The 19080-nt window shown below is 39.6% G+C and carries 20 protein-coding genes; 9 read left to right on the forward strand and 11 right to left on the reverse strand.

Features of this window, described 5'->3' with window-relative positions:
* Positions 1–170: 170 nt before the first annotated feature.
* Together ACQV1I_RS19045 and ACQV1I_RS19050 are read right to left on the reverse strand one after the other, a co-directional pair.
* Complete coding sequence (locus ACQV1I_RS19045; RefSeq protein ID WP_201747433.1) at positions 171–1937, reverse strand: copper amine oxidase N-terminal domain-containing protein; 1767 nt, start codon at positions 1935–1937, stop codon at positions 171–173.
* A gap of 518 nt (positions 1938–2455) precedes the next feature.
* Positions 2456–3148: an SDR family oxidoreductase gene (locus tag ACQV1I_RS19050; protein ID WP_094700854.1), complete on the reverse strand. Its 693-nt coding sequence runs from the start codon at positions 3146–3148 to the stop codon at positions 2456–2458.
* Between the two features lie 214 nt (positions 3149–3362).
* Between ACQV1I_RS19050 and ACQV1I_RS19055 the strand changes: the two genes are divergently transcribed.
* Both ACQV1I_RS19055 and ACQV1I_RS19060 read left to right on the forward strand, forming a co-directional pair.
* Complete coding sequence (locus tag ACQV1I_RS19055; protein ID WP_094700853.1) at positions 3363–4082, forward strand: 3-ketoacyl-ACP reductase; 720 nt, start codon at positions 3363–3365, stop codon at positions 4080–4082.
* A gap of 147 nt (positions 4083–4229) precedes the next feature.
* The gene (locus tag ACQV1I_RS19060) at positions 4230–5588 is read left to right on the forward strand and encodes a TrkH family potassium uptake protein (protein ID WP_094700852.1); all 1359 of its coding nucleotides are present in this window, start codon (positions 4230–4232) and stop codon (positions 5586–5588) included.
* Positions 5589–5665: 77 nt separating this feature from the next.
* On the opposite strand, the gene ACQV1I_RS19065 is transcribed toward ACQV1I_RS19060, so the two are convergent.
* Complete coding sequence (locus ACQV1I_RS19065) at positions 5666–5842, reverse strand: hypothetical protein (protein WP_201747434.1); 177 nt, start codon at positions 5840–5842, stop codon at positions 5666–5668.
* Between the two features lie 332 nt (positions 5843–6174).
* Here ACQV1I_RS19065 and ACQV1I_RS19070 point away from each other — a divergent pair, with 332 nt between their 5' ends.
* The gene (locus tag ACQV1I_RS19070) at positions 6175–6846 is read left to right on the forward strand and encodes an O-methyltransferase (RefSeq protein WP_094700851.1); all 672 of its coding nucleotides are present in this window, start codon (positions 6175–6177) and stop codon (positions 6844–6846) included.
* Between the two features lie 92 nt (positions 6847–6938).
* Here the strand turns inward: ACQV1I_RS19070 and ACQV1I_RS19075 are convergent, their stop codons facing one another.
* The 4 genes from ACQV1I_RS19075 to ACQV1I_RS19090 all read right to left on the reverse strand — a co-directional run bounded on the left by ACQV1I_RS19075 (position 6939) and on the right by ACQV1I_RS19090 (position 10405).
* Positions 6939–7061, reverse strand: coding sequence for a hypothetical protein (locus tag ACQV1I_RS19075; protein ID WP_255193680.1), 123 nt, complete (start codon positions 7059–7061; stop codon positions 6939–6941).
* Entirely contained in the window at positions 7012–8424 is a 1413-nt protein-coding gene (locus tag ACQV1I_RS19080; protein ID WP_104066730.1) for a DNA-binding protein, read from the reverse strand. The genes ACQV1I_RS19075 and ACQV1I_RS19080 overlap by 50 nt, the downstream gene beginning before the upstream one ends.
* Positions 8425–8745: 321 nt before the next feature.
* Positions 8746–10113, reverse strand: coding sequence for a helix-turn-helix domain-containing protein (locus tag ACQV1I_RS19085; RefSeq protein ID WP_116334865.1), 1368 nt, complete (start codon positions 10111–10113; stop codon positions 8746–8748).
* Between the two features lie 52 nt (positions 10114–10165).
* Positions 10166–10405 (reverse strand): helix-turn-helix domain-containing protein, encoded by a 240-nt coding sequence (locus ACQV1I_RS19090; protein WP_018674344.1) that lies wholly within the window; start codon positions 10403–10405, stop codon positions 10166–10168.
* A 160-nt stretch (positions 10406–10565) separates the two neighbouring features.
* Here ACQV1I_RS19090 and ACQV1I_RS19095 point away from each other — a divergent pair, with 160 nt between their 5' ends.
* The 4 genes from ACQV1I_RS19095 (at position 10566) to ACQV1I_RS19110 (ending at position 15159) form a co-directional block, all read left to right on the forward strand.
* Positions 10566–10931, forward strand: a complete 366-nt coding sequence (locus ACQV1I_RS19095; RefSeq protein ID WP_116334866.1) for a helix-turn-helix domain-containing protein — start codon at positions 10566–10568, stop codon at positions 10929–10931.
* A 378-nt stretch (positions 10932–11309) separates the two neighbouring features.
* The gene (locus ACQV1I_RS19100; RefSeq protein ID WP_116334867.1) at positions 11310–12947 is read left to right on the forward strand and encodes a pyridoxal phosphate-dependent decarboxylase family protein; all 1638 of its coding nucleotides are present in this window, start codon (positions 11310–11312) and stop codon (positions 12945–12947) included.
* A 48-nt stretch (positions 12948–12995) separates the two neighbouring features.
* Complete coding sequence (locus ACQV1I_RS19105; protein WP_116334868.1) at positions 12996–14168, forward strand: pyridoxal phosphate-dependent aminotransferase; 1173 nt, start codon at positions 12996–12998, stop codon at positions 14166–14168.
* Between the two features lie 97 nt (positions 14169–14265).
* Positions 14266–15159, forward strand: a complete 894-nt coding sequence (locus ACQV1I_RS19110; RefSeq protein ID WP_018674348.1) for an EamA family transporter — start codon at positions 14266–14268, stop codon at positions 15157–15159.
* A gap of 83 nt (positions 15160–15242) precedes the next feature.
* Here ACQV1I_RS19110 and ACQV1I_RS19115 read toward each other — a convergent pair whose 3' ends face one another.
* The 3 genes from ACQV1I_RS19115 to ytaF all read right to left on the reverse strand — a co-directional run bounded on the left by ACQV1I_RS19115 (position 15243) and on the right by ytaF (position 17397).
* On the reverse strand, positions 15243–15956 hold the full coding sequence (locus tag ACQV1I_RS19115; RefSeq protein ID WP_116334869.1) for an SDR family oxidoreductase: 714 nt from the start codon (positions 15954–15956) through the stop codon (positions 15243–15245).
* A 215-nt stretch (positions 15957–16171) separates the two neighbouring features.
* Positions 16172–16510, reverse strand: a complete 339-nt coding sequence (locus ACQV1I_RS19120; RefSeq protein WP_116334870.1) for a winged helix-turn-helix transcriptional regulator — start codon at positions 16508–16510, stop codon at positions 16172–16174.
* Between the two features lie 254 nt (positions 16511–16764).
* Positions 16765–17397: a sporulation membrane protein YtaF gene (gene ytaF, locus ACQV1I_RS19125; RefSeq protein ID WP_094700844.1), complete on the reverse strand. Its 633-nt coding sequence runs from the start codon at positions 17395–17397 to the stop codon at positions 16765–16767.
* Positions 17398–17735: 338 nt separating this feature from the next.
* Here ytaF and ACQV1I_RS19130 point away from each other — a divergent pair, with 338 nt between their 5' ends.
* Together ACQV1I_RS19130 and ACQV1I_RS19135 are read left to right on the forward strand one after the other, a co-directional pair.
* Positions 17736–18101, forward strand: coding sequence for a helix-turn-helix domain-containing protein (locus ACQV1I_RS19130; RefSeq protein WP_094700843.1), 366 nt, complete (start codon positions 17736–17738; stop codon positions 18099–18101).
* Between the two features lie 278 nt (positions 18102–18379).
* On the forward strand, positions 18380–18697 hold the full coding sequence (locus ACQV1I_RS19135) for a zinc-binding dehydrogenase (RefSeq protein ID WP_161555118.1): 318 nt from the start codon (positions 18380–18382) through the stop codon (positions 18695–18697).
* A 17-nt stretch (positions 18698–18714) separates the two neighbouring features.
* Here ACQV1I_RS19135 and ACQV1I_RS19140 read toward each other — a convergent pair whose 3' ends face one another.
* Positions 18715–19011 carry an aspartyl-phosphate phosphatase Spo0E family protein gene (locus ACQV1I_RS19140; protein ID WP_308470847.1) on the reverse strand — a complete coding sequence of 99 codons (297 nt, stop codon included), beginning with the start codon at positions 19009–19011 and terminating at the stop codon, positions 18715–18717.
* Between the last annotated feature and the right edge of the window lie 69 nt (positions 19012–19080).

Here is a 19080-nt window from a genome sequence, read left to right on the forward strand (position 1 = left end):
TGTCATGACTTCAATTTACGTATTTGCATGATATTCATGCATACAGGTTATGAATAAACAAAATATAAAAAAAGTCACATGTCACCACCCTATATTCCGGATGATGATCAAAGTGACTTTTTGTAAAACGAAGTTATTATAGGAACAACAGCAAATGGGTAGTAGCTGTACTAATCATTACTAATAATGACGGCATTCGAGTACCCATCCCAAGTAACTTTGGCACCCAGTGCTTCACTAACAAAGCGGATTGGAACCATGGTCGTATCTCCGTTAAACAACTGCGCAGGAACGTCGAGATTTAGCTTCTTACCATTTTTATAAGCTACTTTGGAACCAATGGTAAGCTTAATGGTCGTACCATCCTTCATTGCAGTTACAGTCTGGGTCGCTTCATCCCAGTCTACTCTTGCTCCCAGGGCCTCAAAAATGGCTCTTAATGGAACCAAAGTTCTTCCATTGATTTCTACTGGTGCCTTTTTAAAAACCTGTAACTCTCCATCAATAAAAATGACAATATCTTTGCTTTGATTAATTGGGATGAAAGTAGGCAATGTACTTGCAGACATCTCACTGTCAGGATCAACAATCTCAATAACAATGTTATATCCTCCTGTGGATAAACCTAAGTCCCTATAAGAGATCATTGGATTTTTATCGGTGATAGGAATACGTTTTACAACATCGCCGTATATATCATAAACTACTACATTAGCATGATAGGAAGAATAGCTAGATTTCCATTGCAGGTTGATGGTAATCGTCCCATTGGTATTCACTTTAATTCCGCCAGGAAAGGCTTGTCCAGTCGGAACTGAAAATACATGGCTAGTTCCATAAGACCATGAGGCAGCACTGGAATAATATTTTTTCCCTTGCAACACCATTTCAAGTAAAATTTCATAGTTACCCGAAGACAAGGTTAGTCCTTTTGTAGATATTTTCGAATTTTTGGTACTGATCGGGATACGTTTCACAATCTTACCGTTGTCGTTTTTAATAACAACGTTAAATTTGGCCTTTTGATATTCAGCGGTAATTTCTAGGTTAATCGTAATCATACCATCCTCAGATACCTTTACATATCCAGGAAAATCATCGTCTCCGGAAATTACCTTGCTACTGTCTGGTATTACAAGCGTAACCCGATTAGAATTAGCAAAGCCTTTCACATCAGAAACCTCTATATAAATTGTATATGTACCGGTATCTAGGTTTAAATCTTTGCTCGAAATCGTTCGTTGCTTCGTTTTCAATTTGATACGTTTTACTTGTCGGCTCTTTTCATCTATTACCACTAGATAAAAGGTAGATTTATCATAGATGGACGTAAGGTTGAGCGTAATAATAAGTTTTCCATCATTATCCACCTCTAGAGCGCCAGGAAAAGAAACTGGAAAGGAGGTTGTAAGTACCTTTCCACCTTGAATGCCAATGGTCTGTTTTTCAGAATATTGGTATTCTGTATGCTCCATCTTAACAACCGTATTGCTAGTTTCAACACTTACCTCATATTCATTTGGAGATAATTCGAGAATTTTGGCTGGCACGGTAAACGAAATAATCGTTACATTTACTGATCTGAGCTCACCATCGACACGTAACAGTTTTGTATTGGTACTGATTTTTTTTTTGATACCACTGGGAGCTTGTATACCTTTTTTGGATTCGTTTACAAGTTCAATTTCTCTTATTACCTCACCCGTTCCATCACTAACTTGTAGTATGACACTGGCTGCATATCTAGAGTCCACCATAACTTCCCCTGTGATACTTCCATCCTTGTTACTAATTACCTCAAGTAGTTGAGGCTGATAATAGACAGGTTCCTTTATGATCAGTGTACCTCCCACAGCTTCTGCCTGCGATATCCCCATCGTTGTATACATAAATACAACGGCGAGAACAATCGCTACTATTGTTTGAAATCGCTTCATGTTTGCTCTCCTTTTTATCTCATTAATTAGGATAATAAAATATTTCCTTCATTTATATATCGGCACAACACTACTTTAGAATTAGGTTAATATAACTACTTTTTTCTAATAAACTCCAATTAATCTCTATATAACAACGACCAAAGACCTATTTTATAATAAATCTAAAGCTATGGTGGAAGTGAACAAAAAATAAGACTCCCTTTTGTGAAATTAGAAAGACATATTCAAAGGATTTTCAGTTAATAGCCGTCTGGCCACCTCCGACAACAAGCAACCGTAATGATTTACGACTCGTAATGATGACGTAAAATTGGCGAATAAAAAAACTGAATCCGGTAGAATACCGAACTCAGTCAGCCTAGATGGGGCTTGTTTAAAATTGTCTACTTGAAAAATGTAAAATCATTACTCCGAGCGAATAAAAGGTGTCCTATTTACGTAAGTAAGCCAATCTTATTAAGACAAGCGATGTATAAATGCGATAAGCTGTCAGCTCCAACGATGTTTTCGATTCTCTACTTTTGGTTTTGAATGACTACTTCAGATACGACCAGGCGTTGTCTTGGCTTCACATTTGCCATAATCACGTCGGCAACATCATCTGGTTCCATCAGGTGCTTCATACGTTCTTCTGTGAAAATGCCATCCCAGAATTCTGTTTTCATGCCTCCCATGTAGATGCCAACCACTTGAATTGGTGTTTCTTTTACCTCAATAGCTAAACTCTCTGTAAACCCTCTCACACCGAATTTGCTGGCACAGTAGACAGACTCACTTGCTTTGCCTACTTTGCCGGCTGTAGACACGATGTTGATGATCGTTCCGTGATTCTGCTCTTTCATTTGTTTTAATACTTCCTGCGTACTAAAAATCGTTCCCTTTAAATTAATATCAATCATTTGGTGAACGGCTTCCTCGGTTAGGTTTTCAGCCAAATCAAAGCTTCCCGTCCCCGCATTGTTGATCAATACATCAATTCTATTGTACGTATTGAGAATGGACGCCATGATTTCCGTGATTGCTTGTTTATTCGCAACGTCTCCTTCATGGATGGAATAGCTACCAGTCAATTGCTTTGCTATTCGTTCTAGCTTTGTCTTCGTTCGTCCAAGCAAACAAACATGAAAGCCTTGCTCCGAATAACGTTTCGCTAAAGAAGCGCCTAAACCACTTCCTGCCCCTGTAATAACAACGACCTGTTTATCCATATCATTTCACCATTCCCTTATACAGTATCTATCCTTGTTCAACCCAGTTCATCTACAAGACTTCATGCGAATTCGTGTATAATGGGCTCATGGATTATAGTGTATCATGCTTTTTATCCAGCTATAACAACTAGTTGCACTTACAAAATTGACATAACAAAAGGCTTTTACTTATCATCAGTTATAACAAGTTAAAAATGGGAGGATTGCCAACATGGACTTTCAAGGAAAAAAAGCGTTACTTACAGGGGCAGGAAAAGGAATTGGACGTGCCATTGCCTTCGCTTTGGCAAAAGAAGGAACCCATCTAGGTCTGGTAGCCCGCACAGAATCTGATCTGAAGGAGTTGGCTACTGAGCTTGCGAAAACCTACGGTATTACAGTTAGTATTGCAACGGCTGATATCTCAAAACGCAGCGATGTCGAAGCAGCATATGCCAAAATAAAAGCAGAGCTTGGTTCTATCGACATCCTGATTAATAATGCTGGTACTGCTACTTTCGGTGCAGTCACAGATATGTCCCCAGAAGAGTGGGAGCGTATCGTTTCCGTGAATTTGTTTGGAACCTACTACATGACATACGCTGCATTACCAGATATGATCGCCCAAAATAGTGGAAATATCATCAATGTAGCTTCTACAGCTGGAGAACGTGGTTTTGCAACAGGCTCCGCGTACTGCGCCTCGAAATTCGCTGTGATGGGCTTTACAGAATCTGTATTGCAAGAGGTTCGCAAACACAACATTCGTGTCACAGCGCTGACTCCAAGTACAGTAAACACCGAACTAGCTGTCAATGCTGGGCTAAAAATTGGTGCAGACGACCACATGATGCAGCCAGAGGATGTAGCGGAACTAGCTTTAGCCACCCTGCGTTTGCCTGAGCGTGTATTCATTAAAACCTCTGGTATTTGGACAACGAATCCACAATAATGGTAGAGATTTGATGATCATGAGAAGCCCTCTTTTTCTTCTTAAATAGAGAGGCTTCTTTTTTTTTGCACTGTTAAAAACTCTTTTTGCTTGTTACAATATTTTTCGGTAGAATTACCTGTATTACTTACTCAGGAGGTAAGCGAGTTGCTGCTCTCTTATAAAAAACGGCGCTTAAGCTCCGTACAAATTATCGTAATGTTTTATCTTAGCAGTGTTATCCTCGCTGCATTACTTCTCTGGTTACCCATCTTTCACCAGCCTGGCGTATCTTTATCCTTTGTCGATTCTTTATTTACTGCAGCCAGTGCGATTAGCGTAACGGGTCTAACCGTCATCCAAATTAGTGAAGTGTTTAATCAGAGTGGAATTATTTTACTCACCTTGTTTTTTCAAATAGGTGGGATCGGCATTATGACCTTAGGTACCTTTTTGTGGATGATGCTTGGACAACGAATTGGCTTAGAACAAAGAAAATGGATTGCTACGGATCACAATCGTCCCACTCTATCGGGATTGGTTAAATTGACACGAAGTATTTTATTGCTAACCATCTTAATTGAGCTAATCGGTACCTTATTGCTAGGCAGTTATTTTTTTTGGACTGGCTATCAGACTGATTGGTATACCGCCTATTATTATGGCTACTTTGTTTCCATTAGTGCATTTACCAATGCTGGATTCGATATCTTCGGTAATTCTTTAGTAAGCTTTTCGGGAGATTATTTTGTTCAGAGCGTGAATATGATCCTTATCATTTGTGGTGCGATTGGTTTTCCTGTGCTGATCGAGCTGGTTAGCTATGCAACCCATCGAAAGGGACAATATCGATTTACGTTTTCCTTATTCACGAAGGTAACAACCTTGACTTTCTTTACACTGATCGTGGTTGGGACAATACTCTTTTACTTTTTTGAAAAGGATGCCTTTCTACAGAATAAAAGCTGGCATGAAGCACTTTTTTACTCCCTGTTCCAATCTGTTTCCACACGAAGCGGTGGCTTAGCCACAATGGATATCGGCCTGCTGTCCATCCCTACCCTTGTTATGCTATCTGGCATGATGTTTATTGGGGCCTCTCCTAGCAGTGTGGGGGGTGGGATTCGTACGACCACGTTCTTCGTCCTAATTGCAACCGTGTATACTTATATGCGCGGACAAAAGGATGTAAAAGTGTTTGGTCGTGAGCTAGTCCAAGAAGATGTTCTCAAATCGTTTATGGTGTTTTTTGTCGCGATCATAATGGTGTTCACAGCTGTTATTTTCATGGTATGGTTCGAGGACTTATCGATACAGGCCATTCTATTTGAGGTCTGTTCAGCCTTTGGTACAACTGGATTATCGATGGGAATTACTTCGGAATTAAGCACACCTGGTAAACTAATTCTCATCATCATGATGGTGATTGGACGGATTGGGATTATCAACCTGCTACTATTCTTAAAAAAGGATGCTCCATCTGTTCGTTATCACTATCCGAAAGAGCGGATTATTATTGGTCAATAGGAAGAGAAAAAGGCGCTTGTAATGAGCGCCTTTTTTGTAGTGTTAAACCAACAAAGCTTATCAAATCAGGTTTACAGCTATTTAGGGCGTTTTTTTAGTTGTTGAATCTTCAATTCCCCACTCATCACAACATGTCCATTCGAATTTCGACTTAATCCCCTGTCAAACACAGCAATATACGTATTGCCCTTTTCGTCTTTTGCCTCCCATTCATCCACATAGACAATATCTTTCGCCAAAGTACCCTCTATCACAATGCTAGCTTCCTTGGTGATTTTGCCAGTGACCTAGCATTTTTTTTTAGGATAAAAAATATCTTTGTCTGATATCTATCAATAAGCTCTGCGTATGCTTCTTTATTGCCTTGGAGAACCTGCTCAATGATCCTTTTATCGTCCTGCATTCCCAACCTCCAATCTTCAAAGATGTACGAGACATTCCTGATTTTTTGCCTGTTTACTTATATACGACGAACAATTCAAAAAAAAATCTCTTTTTATTCGATTTATTCTTTATCCTGTATTACACTAGGAGCATATTCAGGGTATATAAATTGCTGCTTTTAAATTAAAGGAGGAGGATTTACATGGAATCACCTAAAAAATGGGCTGAGGTTGACCAGTATTTCAACAGTATGCTACTCCCATCTGATCCAATTCTGGATGAGGTTCTCCAAGCAAATGCTAAAGCTGGCATGCCTGCTATTGATGTTGCACCTAACCAAGGGAAGCTACTGTACTTACTCGCAAAGATAAGAGGAGCAAAGAAAATCTTGGAAATAGGAACACTTGGTGGATACAGCAGTATTTGGCTTGCTCGTGCCCTACCTCAAGATGGTCAACTTATTTCACTCGAATATGAACAATCGTTCGCTCATATTGCTGAAGAGAATGTAAAAAAAGCGGGACTCGCTGAAAAAGTAAGCATTCTTGTAGGCCCCGCACTAGAAACACTTCCTACCCTTCAAGAAAAAGGGATGACGGGCTTCGATATGATATTTATTGATGCCGATAAACAAAACAATCCGCATTATTTACAATGGGCTTTGAAGCTTTGCAATCCGGGGGCCATTATTCTTGGAGATAATGTGGTACGTGATGGAGAAGTGATTCATCCTGAGAGCGAAGACGATCGTATTCAAGGCATTCGACAATTCATTGACTTACTATCTTCTGAACCCCGCATTGAATCAACAGCTATCCAAACTGTGGGGAGCAAAGGTTATGACGGATTTGTGCTTGGTGTCGTAAAAGAATAAAGATACATCTCATCATATGATAAACAAGTGGGTTACATAAATAAAAAAGCACTCCTTATGTATGAGGAGTGCTTCAAAATGAAAAACAAGAATCAACCACCTACTCCATGTTCATAGGGAGTTACTGTATGTTCTACTTTTGCTACTTCTACATCTGCCGCTTGACTAAACACTCCAAAAGCCATTACTAGCGATAGCAAAAATCCCTTCATCATTTCTCACCTCCTCCATCCATTTTTTATACTCTCTTTTTTGCTGATCTGTGGCGTGATATCTATATGCTTCAAAAAGTGTTACGCATTGGATGAACTTCTTTTGATTATTCATCACGATGGACAAATCGAGACATCGGAGGGTATCTATTATTCCACTCTCAAACCGTTCATTTTGAAAATGGTAAATAGCCAAATCATATCGGAACCGTAGATGTCGATCTACGCTAATTGGATCATGGGAGTCTTCAAAAGAACGTATTTCTGCCGAAAATTTCTCTAATAGATGATCTATTAAAAAACCATGCTGATTGGCTGATTTCATGATTGTCACTACGCCGGATAAGATTTCCGTAGGATGATCTTCAAGGAATTTGATATAGTCGGTAATAACACTTGTATTTCCCATGAGCATATCTAGTGTATACAGGTTTGCTGTAGCCCAAAGGTTGAATTTTTCGACTTCTGCTTGTCCAGACTCGTCAAGTAGTTCAAACCAGCTCAGATCAGCATAACCAGAAACAAATTCCTTGGCTTGCTCAAATAGCCCTTGCTTTTCCAAAGATACGGCCTTTAAAAGATATCCTTGCCCATAATAAACAACCAAATGACGCTCGGTTCTAAGCGGCTGATAAACTCGATTATTCTTCAGCTTGAAAAGTTCATTTTGATAAACCAGAGTAGCTAATTTCCTTAATTCATCTCCGTACTTCTCCACTTCTTTCCACTTATGTAATGTAAAACATACATTAGCAAGCTGTAGAAGTGCATCCAACTGATGACGCTCGGATAGTCTTTTTCGATAAGTTTCAAATCGGATAACAGCCTTCCAATTTTCCTCCATATCGGTTTCCTGTATGGATCGGAATAAGCGATATTGACTCATAATAAATCGGTCCGAATAACTATCCTTCTCGTTATCAATCACTAACTGATAAAAGTAATTTGCTTCTTCCTGCTTCCCATTTTGAAATAACTGCTCAGCTACATAAAAGAGAATTTCTATGTTTTTGCGCTGCTCCAATAAAGCTGAGACAACTGGCTGAATGCAGTCATGTCTACCAATCTCAGCACATCTAATTAAATAGGGACATACTCTTCTCCTTGATACCCTTCCTCTTGGAAAACACTCATCTATATACAAGTCATACAGCCAACCAGGAGGTTCATTAAAAACATTTGCGATTGAATCTAGTTGTGCAACCGTTAATGTCCTGGAAGGATTCCCATTTAAAAAACCACTTAAATGTCCATTATTGATATGAGATAATTCACTTAGTTTGCTAAGGGTGTAGTCATGTAATTGGAGACGATGTTCAATTTCCGTACGTATGGATCGCGCCCTAACATGATTACGATCAATCATGTAATCACTCCTTTTAAACAATCATATCTATTTGTAGGCTACTTTCGTTTTCTCCTGCGCTTCTTTAGAATAGGAACGGACTATTCGGACCTTAGATAGCTGGAAACGGCTGGTCTTTTCCACTTAGATTTCCGTACAGCATATCCTTATAACCCGAAACGTCCATACGTTTATTGCTTTTTTACACAGGAGCGCTATTTAGTAAACGCTCCTGTGTTCCATTGATTTACGGCTTTACATAGCCCAGGTTTTTAATACCCTGGATCATAGTCATATGGTTGAACCTGATGACTTGTCCCGCTTTGTGTTTGAGCCACAGAGTCAGTAAGCGTGACAGTCACAAGCATCGTTACAGACATTAGAAGCATTCCTATTGCTTTTTTCATAAATTACGCCCCCCTTAATCTGATAGTGTTCAGAAACAATTTGTTGATACACGCGTTGCAATTGTTCCATTTGCTCTACAGTAATGGCTTTGGAGCAAGCTACAAAATGTGTCAGAATATCATTGATGCATTCATTCATTTCGGAAAAGGCATTTAGTTTTGCATAGACAAGCAGACTCTTACTGTAACTCTCAAGTCCCTCGTCCACGTGACCAACCTTGATTTGATGAAATCCTTTAAACCGATAATATTTCCCTACCGCTAAATGCTTGTAAGGTGTTTGCAAGTTCATATACAGCCATTCTTTTTCTTGATGAAATAGCTCCTCGCAGGCTTTCACATTATTGGTGGTAAGGAAGATATCCAGAAGCTCATTTACCACATGAATTTTGGAAGACGGACTGCCTGTGACTAAACACTCTTGGAGTAAGGGAATAGCAAACTGATACTCCTGTCTCCTTGCGTGTAAAATAGCTCTTGTTAGCAATGCAGCCTCTGTTACAAATGAATAGGGAAGCTGTTGAAATTGCTCTAGGTGCCGCTCTACAGCCTCGTATCGCCCTAAACGTGACAGGGAATTAATCATAGCTAGGTAGCCTCTCGCTTTAAACTCGCTACTGCCTTGATCCTCTCGAATCCCTGCTTTACTAAGAGCGATACATTTTTCGTACTTCTTTAATGCATAAGCTTGCAGGGCTAATTTGTAAAGGAAATCAATCCTTTCCTCCTGCGTCAAAAACACAATGTAATGCAACACCTCCTCTCCGATTTGAAAGGATTCTTCCAGTTGTTTTAAATCCTGCCGTTGTGCCAGATAGATTTGCAAAAGGCCTTTAGCTAGGTATTCTTGCATACCTCTTTCCCTTGCGTAGCTTACAATAAAATTGAATAAAGTAAATCGGATGGAAAGATCATCAACCAGACAGGATCGCTTATACAACTTTTCCATGAGCACATAACTATCCTCAGTCGGTAGTTGAATAAAACGTAGCGCTACTTTTTTAATCAGTGGAGTCTGTCGTAGTGAAATGGATTTGGAGAGCAAATCAAGTAAAATCTTGGGGCGCCGTTCCACATCTGCATAGTAGCCAATGACATCTTCCCACGGAATCTGTAGGGAAATAGCTAACGGTTTAATGGTCCGCCATTCAGGTTTGCGGGTTTCCCCACTCTCTATTTTTGAAATCACCCCCTTGCTAATTCCAGTCATTTTGGATAGCTGTGACAGGCTTAACTTCCTGTCCTTTCTCCGTTTTCTCATCCCTTCCCCAAACGCTTCATATTGTAAAGCCGTTCCTTCCATCCATTCCCCACCTTTGTAGCTTTTACCGTTATTTCTAACGATTCTTTCGCTCTCAAGCTGTTTTAGATTGGTTCATAGATTTTATAACTGAATCCGTTAGTTCGTCATCAAAAAAAATGCCTGGTTCAACGTCTAATACATTTGCAATTATCTGCAAGCGTTCTACATCAAGCCTCACCTGCCCGCACGTAATATGTCTATAACCCTGTAATGATAGTCCTAGTATCTTTGCCAAATGCGTCTTAGTGATTCCTTTTGCCCGCCTGACTCTCTCGACATTCTGATGAACCATATGTAGCACCTCTCATTCCAATTTTTAGGAGCTTATATCTCTATCATAATAACGTAACACGTTACTGTCAATGCTCTTTTTTCTTCACTTTCTCAAATTCCGTTAGTAAACTACCTAAATTCGTTAGTTACTGATATTATTTTAAAAAGAGGTGACGAGAATGCCATTGATCGGTCAACGAATCAAAGAGCTGCGGAAAAAGAAAAAATGGACGCAACAGGAATTGGCTACTCGTGTAAACGTCTCACCACAAGTCATTTCTAACTGGGAGAGATCTTACACGAATCCCAATCATGATGATATTTATCGACTATCTGAATCATTAGAAGTTTCTGCTGACTACATCCTTTTTGGCAGTAAGCATACTAAGCTGGTTAAAGAGGCTTCTAGCCCCTATTCTGATTTTGAAGCATTATATTTATCTGAATTAGAACAGCTATCACAAGAAGATAGGAAAAAGGCGCTGGAACACATCCGTTACCTGCGTTATGTAGCAAATCAAAAACAACAGGATCACGACAAGTAGCTCGCATGTTATGTGCGGGCTTTTATACGTGAGACTAGTCGATACATCTCATGGATAAACACAAAAATTCAGAATAATTCAACAGAAATAAATTCATTTCATTATATGTAAATACAAATATCGACAAAATAACCTATTTTAGGTTATATTATAGACAATATAATTCCAAATAGTATAACCCTTTCCTATTTGTTGAAATTATATGCGTAGCACAATGTAACCATTCCGTTCTTTACCCTAGCATAGGAGGGATACGACATAAGCCAACATACTTTATACAAAGAAAATGAATTGCTTACGATCTCCCTTGTATAAAAAATCGAAATTGTTGATTTATAAATCACATGATAGTTAGCAGTACTTACTGGAGGTTTCGATATGATAAAAAACACAATGCTAGAAACAGAATTTTTACTTCCACACGAAGATAATGTAGAAACATTATTCAATAAGACAGCCCTCCTTCAAAAACAGCTTCAAGCGACTAATCATCTAAATCCAAAATTTTCTACAAAAACATTTCATTATAAAGAAGATCTAGAAAACAGCTATATGCCGGAAACAGGGAAACATACAGAAGAAGTGTTTACGAGTCTTGCTGAAATGTTTGAAGGCAGTATTCGTCCACACTCACCCTATTCGCTCTTTAACATGGTTCCCTCACCTTTGTTAGATACAGTAGCAGCAACAACAATGACGCAATTATACAATTCCAATAGTTTAATGGATGCTTTTGGTGGCAAAACGATCTTATTTGAGCAACGCATAGCCAGAGCCATTGGTCGTTTAGTAGGCTGGGAGCAATCACACGGTATCTCTTGCAATGGCGGAAAATTAACACTTTTCTACGCAATAAAATCAGCCATTTCAAAAATCGCCCCTGAATCAAGACGTGAAGGCATCCCAAACGATCTCGTGGTTGTAACAAATGAAGGAGCACACTATTGTGTTGAGCATGTTTGTTCCATACTTGGATTAGGAGCAGATCAATGTATTCGTATTGGAACAACAGAAGATTGGCGCATGGATGTAACCAAGCTAAAACAGGTTCTACACGAGCAGCTCGCTAAAGGAAAACGCATTGCAGCCGTTGTCTGTTGCGGTGGTACCACGATTAACTTTGCTTGTGATGATACGAATGAGGTTTACCAGTGTGTTGAGCAGGTTTTTACAGAGACAAAGCAAACCTATTTTCCCTATTTTCATTTAGACAGTGTTATCGGATGGCTGTGGTTTACTTTTATGGGACAAAGTGAAAACGAATGGGAACAGAAAATCGAACATCCTGAAATTCGTGGCAAAATTAAGCGAGCAGTAGAAAAAATGCAAGGTGTTTCTCGGTTTGATTCGTTTGGCGTGGATATGCACAAAAATGGTTTGTGCCCATACTCAACAAGTTTATTTGTTTCCAAAACGGATGAATGCTTTAATCGTTTAAATGAAGGTTCCTATACGTATGGAGAAAACGACTATGAATTTGGTAACTTCCGCGCCTATCGCTATACCATTGAAAATTCTCGTCCTGCTAGTGGCATCGCTGCTGCCTGGGTAGCAATGAACCGATTAGGAAGAGTAGGTTTTCAGGAATATTTAGTCCAGCTACATACGCTACGTATAAAATTTAAGGAGGAGCTTGAAAAAGTAAGCGGTATCTCTGTTATTAATCGTGCTTCTCTTGGATGGGAGCTAGTATTTACGATTTCATTTAATCGCATCCGCTTACATTCCTCCCATTTTGATTTTAGCGAAATTGCCAAAACGTTCATTCAATATTGTTGGAATGAAACCAATAAAGGACGCGAGCTTCCCTTAATTAGTATTGTACCAGAATTTAAAGTGAATCCAGAAGATAACATGAAGATTGCTTTCTTACTATATCCAATGTCTTTATTTTCAGAAGATCATATCTCAAAGATTGTAAGTAAATTAGCAGCATGCATCCATGAATTTGAAATGAAAGTGACTTCAGGAGAAATTGGAGTAGAGAATCGTCTCTTAGAAAAACCAATCCGCTAATTCTCTTATTCAGGAAGGTAGAAAAATGACTTGGAAAGGAGCCTATACATGGCAAAAACCTACATCCAAACCCTGCCAGAAGATGCATTTAGCTTTATTGAGGAGAAATTACAAAGGCAAACAAGACCTGTCATTAGCTTAGCAATCGGGAATCCAGATGGTCCGCCCAATCCCGAATTAGTGGAAAAATTAAAAGAATACATCTCAAACCCAAGTTATCATGGCTACGGTGATTTTACTCCAGACGTTGGGAAAAAGCTAAAAAAAGCGGTTGCGTCTTATTATGCACGTCGATTCGGAGTCAGCTTATGTGATGAAACAGAGGTTTTAGATGTACTAGGAACAAAAGAGGGAATTTATTACCTGCTGTCTTCCCTATTAGATGAAGGAGATAGCGTTCTTGTCCCCTCCCCTTCCTACAGCGTCTATACGAACTGTTTACATTTAGTGGGCGGCGTACCGATTTATTTTCCATGTGAAAAAGAAACCTTCTTACCAGACTTATCACAAATTTCTAAAGAGGATCTACAAAAAGCCAAGGTGATGGTCCTTTGTTCACCGGGAAATCCAACAGCAACCGTGTTATCTAAAGACTTTTTGGCAGAGGTCATTGCTCTTGCAAAGGAATTTAACTTTGTTATCATACATGATCTAGCTTATGCCGAAATTTCCTATGATGGTGTTGAGGTTCCTAGTATTCTTTCCTTACCTGGGGGAAGGGATGTCGCTGTTGAGTTATATAGTTTAAGCAAATCTTGTAACGTAGCTGGATGGCGTATTGGTTTTGCTTTAGGAAATAAAACCGTATTACAAGGGTTACGAACGATGAAATTCAACGTTGATTTTGGCATGTTCTTACCATTTCAATGTGTTGCCATAGATGCACTTGATCATATGGAATATTACGCATCTGAGCAGACGAAACGCTATCAGGAACGCATGGATTATTTTGTCCCGGAGCTTCAAAAGCTAGGCTGGGAGGTTCAAAAGTCACCAGCATCCTTCTTTCTTTGGACAAAGATTCCTAGCGAGTATGAAGAAATGGGCGATCGAAATTTCGTAAGCTATCTTTTAGACCAAGCGGGGATTCTCCTTTCGCCTGGCAGTGGATTTGGTGCAGGTGGTGCAGGATATGTGCGTATTGCACTTGTTAAGGACATGGAAGTGCTGCAAGAGGTCATTGCACGCCTACAAAAGATGAAGGTAAGCGTAGCAACATAAGAAAGCTTGCGTGAACTACTCACCACTTAGGTAGCGCTTGAAGTGGGAGACTTCTCAGCTTATCTATTAAAATTTTCCATCTATACGGAGGCTCGAATTGTTTCGTTATTCATTTCTTGTGTTAGCAGGAGCTTGTAGCATTGGTGTATTAGCCATATTTGTCAAGTTTGCGTATCAGATGGGCTTTACACTTGGCGAGGTAATTGGAAGCCAATATCTAACGGGATGGCTCTTATTACTTGTACTGACGTTATTATTTTTTAGACAGCGAGTCCCACTTAAAAAGGCAATTGTTTTATTTTTTGCCGGTACATCAGCTAGTTTCACTGGAATCTGTTATTATGCTGCCTTGCAAACGATCCCCGCTTCTATCGGCATCGTTCTCTTATTTCAATTTGTCTGGATCGGTATCATTATTGAGTCAATCTCCACCAAGACATTACCATCAAAAGAAAAAATCATCTCTGTACTATTCTTATTAGTCGGTACTGCTCTTTCCGGTGGCTTACTGAATCAATCCGTTCAATCCTTTGAAATAAGCGGTATCCTCCTCGGATTATTGTCAGCTGTTTCGTTTGCCTGTTATCTTTTTGTAAGTGGAAAAGTGGCAGTGGACGTTCCGCCATTTCCGCGGAGTGTATTACTGATAGCGGGTGCATTAGTACTCATACTCATCGTCTTCCCACCGACCTTTCTCTATGATGGAACATTAGAAAAAGGTCTATGGAAATACGCACTAGCCTTAGGAACCTTTAGTATTGTAATCCCTTCGATTGCTTTCTCCATCGGGATTCCAAAAATCGGCTCCGGGCTTGCTACGATTCTAGCGACAGCGGAATTACCTGTTACCGTCATTTTATCTGTGCTTATTTTAAAAGAAGCTGTCTCTGTGTCGCAATGGATAGGTGTAAGCTTCATTTTCATCGGCATTGCCATCCCACAGCTAGCTCACTTTGTAACTCGTGCAGATAAAGGGGAAATCCCTCGATAAGTAATGAAAGCTGATGATTAGACAACCAATCCCCTTCTCTTAGAGGTACATGCTTTGTTCCTCTATGAGAGGGGGATTTCAGGTTATAGCAGGATATGCCCACCTTCGATATGAAGAGTGGTCCCCGTAACAAAATCATTATGAAGCAAATACATCACGCCCTGTGCTACATCTGTAGGTTGTCCTATTCGTTTTACAGGAAGCTTATTTGCCACATCTTTATAAAAGCTAGTACGTGCTTCTTCAGGCATTTTACTGCGTGATGGCGTATCAATGATACCTGGGGAGACGACATTCACGCGCACAGGAGATAATTCCAAGGCTAACGTTTGACCCAGGTTGGCAACAGCTGCATTAACTGCTCCAAGCGTAGCCGATCCAATCATAGATTTATAAGCCACCACACCGGAAAACAAGGTAATGGAACCATCTACGTTTATGTTAGGTGCTCCATATTTAGCGGCGTAGTATTGCCCCCAAAATTTGTTATCGAACAATTGACGTGCCTTGCCCACTTCCATTTCAAGGAATGGACCACCAGAGGTTTCAGCAGCCGTAATAACTAAATGATCAAGTGCACCTACTTGCTGGAAGAAGGATTGCACCTGCATCTCTTGTGTTAGATCCAACATATAGGTTGTTACATTTTTGCCTAGCTTCTTTTTGGCCTCCTGTAGCTTTTCCTCAGAACGGCTGGCAATGACAACATCAGCACCTTCTGCTAGTGCAAGCGTAGCCGTTTCCAAGCCTATTCCAGAACTCCCGCCAATAACCACAACTTTTTTACCATTCAACATGTTGTCACTCCTCCTGTTTCAAAACATTTTTTGTTGAGATCATTTTATTTCGAAACACTCATGATTTGAAGGAGTGATATTTCATTCACAAAGTTACATTTTCGTAAGTTTTTGTTGTAGCAAGGTATAGAGGCCTAAAATTTTTTATACAAAAATTCTCCCGATAACAAAAAAAGAACCCTTTGGTCCTTTTTCTTGACAAAATGTATCGGATTTTACAACGTCAGTCCAAATCGCTTCAATTCAATAAAAATCCCTTCTAATTGCTTGCCCTTGTCCGTTAACGTATATTCCACACGTGGAGGAACCTCTGGATACACCTTTCTTGCTACTACCCCTTGTATCTCCAGCTCCTTGAGACGAAGTGATAATGTTTTGGGACTAATTCCATTCATTGATTTGAGCAGGTCGCTAAACCTCATCGTTCCTTGAATAAGCAGGTCTCGAATGATTAAAAAAGTCCACTTCGTACCAATTACATCGAGTGTCTTGGCAATAGGACATATCTCGCCTGGTGTTCCCTTAGTCAATACAATTGGCTCTATCGTACTCATGAATATCCTCCTGTACAATTTTTCGGCTGATGTACTGCATCTTACCACATAAGTATCTTTTCGTAACGATGGGAAAAAAATAAAATTACTTCCCAAAGGAAAGTTGCTCTATATTTTCTATATATAGAATCTATCGTTTTTCATAAATAAGCTTTTTTAAGCAGGACAAAGATCATCAAATAGTAACGTAAAAACGAAAGCAACCGCTTTACCACAAGCAGTTGCTTTTCTTGTCATACTTGTTTTGTTATCAGTTACAACAGAGTGTTGGCCGCGATCACCAAAAGCATCACTCCACTTATAATGGTGCCGAATTGACCTAAGGTGAAAGAAGCAATCCGAATGGAGGCTACTTTTTTTCCTAAAGCAACTCCTGCCCAGAGTGTTATGAAACTACCTATCGCCGCAGTTAGCGAAATAGCGTGCGGAGATAAGCCCATTAGGCCTGCACTTAGACCATTGGTAACAGCATTTGCAGCAAGGGCAATTCCCAAAATAAATGCTTCACCTACTCCAATTCCTCCTGATTTGTCCAAGTCCACCTCTTCAGGATTTTGCAGGATTCCCTTGATGCTTCTGGTGTTCACGCCAACTTCGCTTGATATTGCCAAAACCTGTTCTTTACGTGGGAATGCCAATAAGATAATCCGTACGCCAATAACGAATAAAAGCAGAGCACCTATCAAAACGGGAAGTATCCCAGGAAGTATAGCTGTCAGCAGCTGACCGAAATAAATCCCGATTTCACTCAAAATAAAGCAGATACCAGCAATCACACAATTGGAAAGAAAGCCAATGCGAATATTGCGAATGCCGTACGATATTCCTACACCGAGATTATCGAGACTCGATGAGACAGCAAATCCTAGTATGAGAAGCCAATTCATTTTTCCATCTCACTCCTAAACACTGTTTTTTTTATTGTATTAGGAATGTTGACGAAAAGTGTCATTTTGTTCCATATCTGTTGAGAAAATATCAACACCTTGGTCTATCTCTTTTAGCTTCCATTACATTTCCTGCTTACCTCGCGATCATTGGTACATCCCTGATAAGTTATTTGGTTTCTCCAAGAAAACAAATGCATTTTATGAAAAATGAATAACCATTAGAATAACGTAACTCGTTTCTCCAATTGTTATTTTTTGTCATACTCTCAATTATCGTTAGTAAACTACCTAAATTCGTTAGTTCTTGTTATTATTTGGGTAAAGAGGTGACAAGAATGCCAACGATCGGACTACGAATCAAAGCTCTCCGAAAACAGAAAAAATGGACTCAACAAGAGTTGGCCGCTCGGGTAAATGTTTCATCACAAGTGATTTCTAACTGGGAAAGAGCCTATACAAATCCCAATCATGATGATATTTCTCGTCTAGCAGAGTCACTAGAAGTATCTGCTGATTGCATTCTTTTTGGCAACAAACGTCCCGACTTAGTCAAAGAAACGGCCAGCTCTTATTCTGCTTTTGAAGCACTATTTCTATCTGAATTGGATAAGCTCTCGGAGGAAGATAAGCAAAAAGCACTAGAGCATGTCCGTTTTCTAGCTTATCTAGCAGAACAAAAACAGAAAAATCATGACAAGTAGGCTCGTATACTAGATACGGGCCTTTTGCTTTACCCACAATGCGGTAAATAATCAAAATGCCCATTATGAAGTGTTGCCTGTCTTTTAATCCAGAATTTTCTGATATATAATAGAGATGCAAATCTATCGCTTATTGATGAGTCTATAACAAATACGCTCTACCATTTATTTACGCATGTTACTAGAGTTGAAATAGGAGAAATTGTGCCTATGTATTCGGCAGCCGGTGGAATTGGAACAACTGCTTTTCAATTGGTCATGCGGATGGGACGGGACTAGTGAATGGGGTTGTGAGCGGTGAGCATAATGCTACGATCGTACAAGAAGTGGGCGCCAACCATGTTATTGGCTCGAATCATTGCAATTTTATACAACAGGTACATGATGTGACAGATGGGAAAGGCGCCCCTATTATTCTGGATTCTATTTCCGGTGAGGTGTCCGAAAAAAGTATGGATTGTCTCGCCTCCTATGGTAGAGTAATACACATTCAAATCGGTAAACACTCCTCTATTGTAGAAACCGCACAAGCCATGCATGGATGGAAGGTAGGCAAAGCATTGGCAAAGTCTTATTACTGCTTTAGAAATCACTGACATCTGAACAGGAAGCACTAGTGTTTGTAGGATTTAATCCTTTTCTGCATATGGACAATATACTCATCTAATTGTTGACTCATCTCTAAGACTGCAAGGCTTGAAAATGTACCTTCTTTGCAGACCAGTTCTACTAATTTTTTTCTAAGATTCTCTGCATCTGTGTGTAACTCGTCCTCAGTCTGATAGCTTTGAATACGTTTTCCTGCTAAAGGACTACTGGATTTGATAGGGGCAGAGTATTTCAGATTCGTTCTAGGCGTTCTTTTCCTATGATAGAGTAGAACGTGCTCTACCTTTTTTAGATCTTTAATATCGACCTCCTCCTTTTTAGATCAAATGTCTTATTTACACTATATCCCATTATCCCAAAAAACCCATTT

Origin of the sequence: Brevibacillus sp. JB24b (assembly GCF_051713385.1) — a bacterium.
In the GTDB taxonomy this organism is placed as follows: Bacteria; Bacillota; Bacilli; order Brevibacillales; family Brevibacillaceae; genus Brevibacillus_B; species Brevibacillus_B laterosporus.

Excerpts from the sequence above, each read along its gene's own strand:
- ACQV1I_RS19120 (WP_116334870.1), bottom strand. The coding sequence starts at position 16,510 with ATGAGTACGATAGAGCCAATTGTATTGACTAAGGGAACACCAGGCGAG.
- ACQV1I_RS19075 (WP_255193680.1), bottom strand. The coding sequence starts at position 7,061 with ATGATGAAGGGATTTTTGCTATCGCTAGTAATGGCTTTTGGAGTGTTT.
- ACQV1I_RS19095 (WP_116334866.1), top strand. The coding sequence starts at position 10,566 with ATGCCATTGATCGGTCAACGAATCAAAGAGCTGCGGAAAAAGAAAAAA.
- ACQV1I_RS19055 (WP_094700853.1), top strand. The coding sequence starts at position 3,363 with ATGGACTTTCAAGGAAAAAAAGCGTTACTTACAGGGGCAGGAAAAGGA.
- ACQV1I_RS19105 (WP_116334868.1), top strand. The coding sequence starts at position 12,996 with ATGGCAAAAACCTACATCCAAACCCTGCCAGAAGATGCATTTAGCTTT.
- ACQV1I_RS19130 (WP_094700843.1), top strand. The coding sequence starts at position 17,736 with ATGCCAACGATCGGACTACGAATCAAAGCTCTCCGAAAACAGAAAAAA.
- ACQV1I_RS19090 (WP_018674344.1), bottom strand. The coding sequence starts at position 10,405 with ATGGTTCATCAGAATGTCGAGAGAGTCAGGCGGGCAAAAGGAATCACT.
- ACQV1I_RS19080 (WP_104066730.1), bottom strand. The coding sequence starts at position 8,424 with ATGATTGATCGTAATCATGTTAGGGCGCGATCCATACGTACGGAAATT.
- ACQV1I_RS19070 (WP_094700851.1), top strand. The coding sequence starts at position 6,175 with ATGGAATCACCTAAAAAATGGGCTGAGGTTGACCAGTATTTCAACAGT.
- ytaF (WP_094700844.1), bottom strand. The coding sequence starts at position 17,397 with ATGAATTGGCTTCTCATACTAGGATTTGCTGTCTCATCGAGTCTCGAT.
- ACQV1I_RS19085 (WP_116334865.1), bottom strand. The coding sequence starts at position 10,113 with ATGGAAGGAACGGCTTTACAATATGAAGCGTTTGGGGAAGGGATGAGA.
- ACQV1I_RS19050 (WP_094700854.1), bottom strand. The coding sequence starts at position 3,148 with ATGGATAAACAGGTCGTTGTTATTACAGGGGCAGGAAGTGGTTTAGGC.
- ACQV1I_RS19115 (WP_116334869.1), bottom strand. The coding sequence starts at position 15,956 with ATGTTGAATGGTAAAAAAGTTGTGGTTATTGGCGGGAGTTCTGGAATA.
- ACQV1I_RS19100 (WP_116334867.1), top strand. The coding sequence starts at position 11,310 with ATGATAAAAAACACAATGCTAGAAACAGAATTTTTACTTCCACACGAA.
- ACQV1I_RS19045 (WP_201747433.1), bottom strand. The coding sequence starts at position 1,937 with ATGAAGCGATTTCAAACAATAGTAGCGATTGTTCTCGCCGTTGTATTT.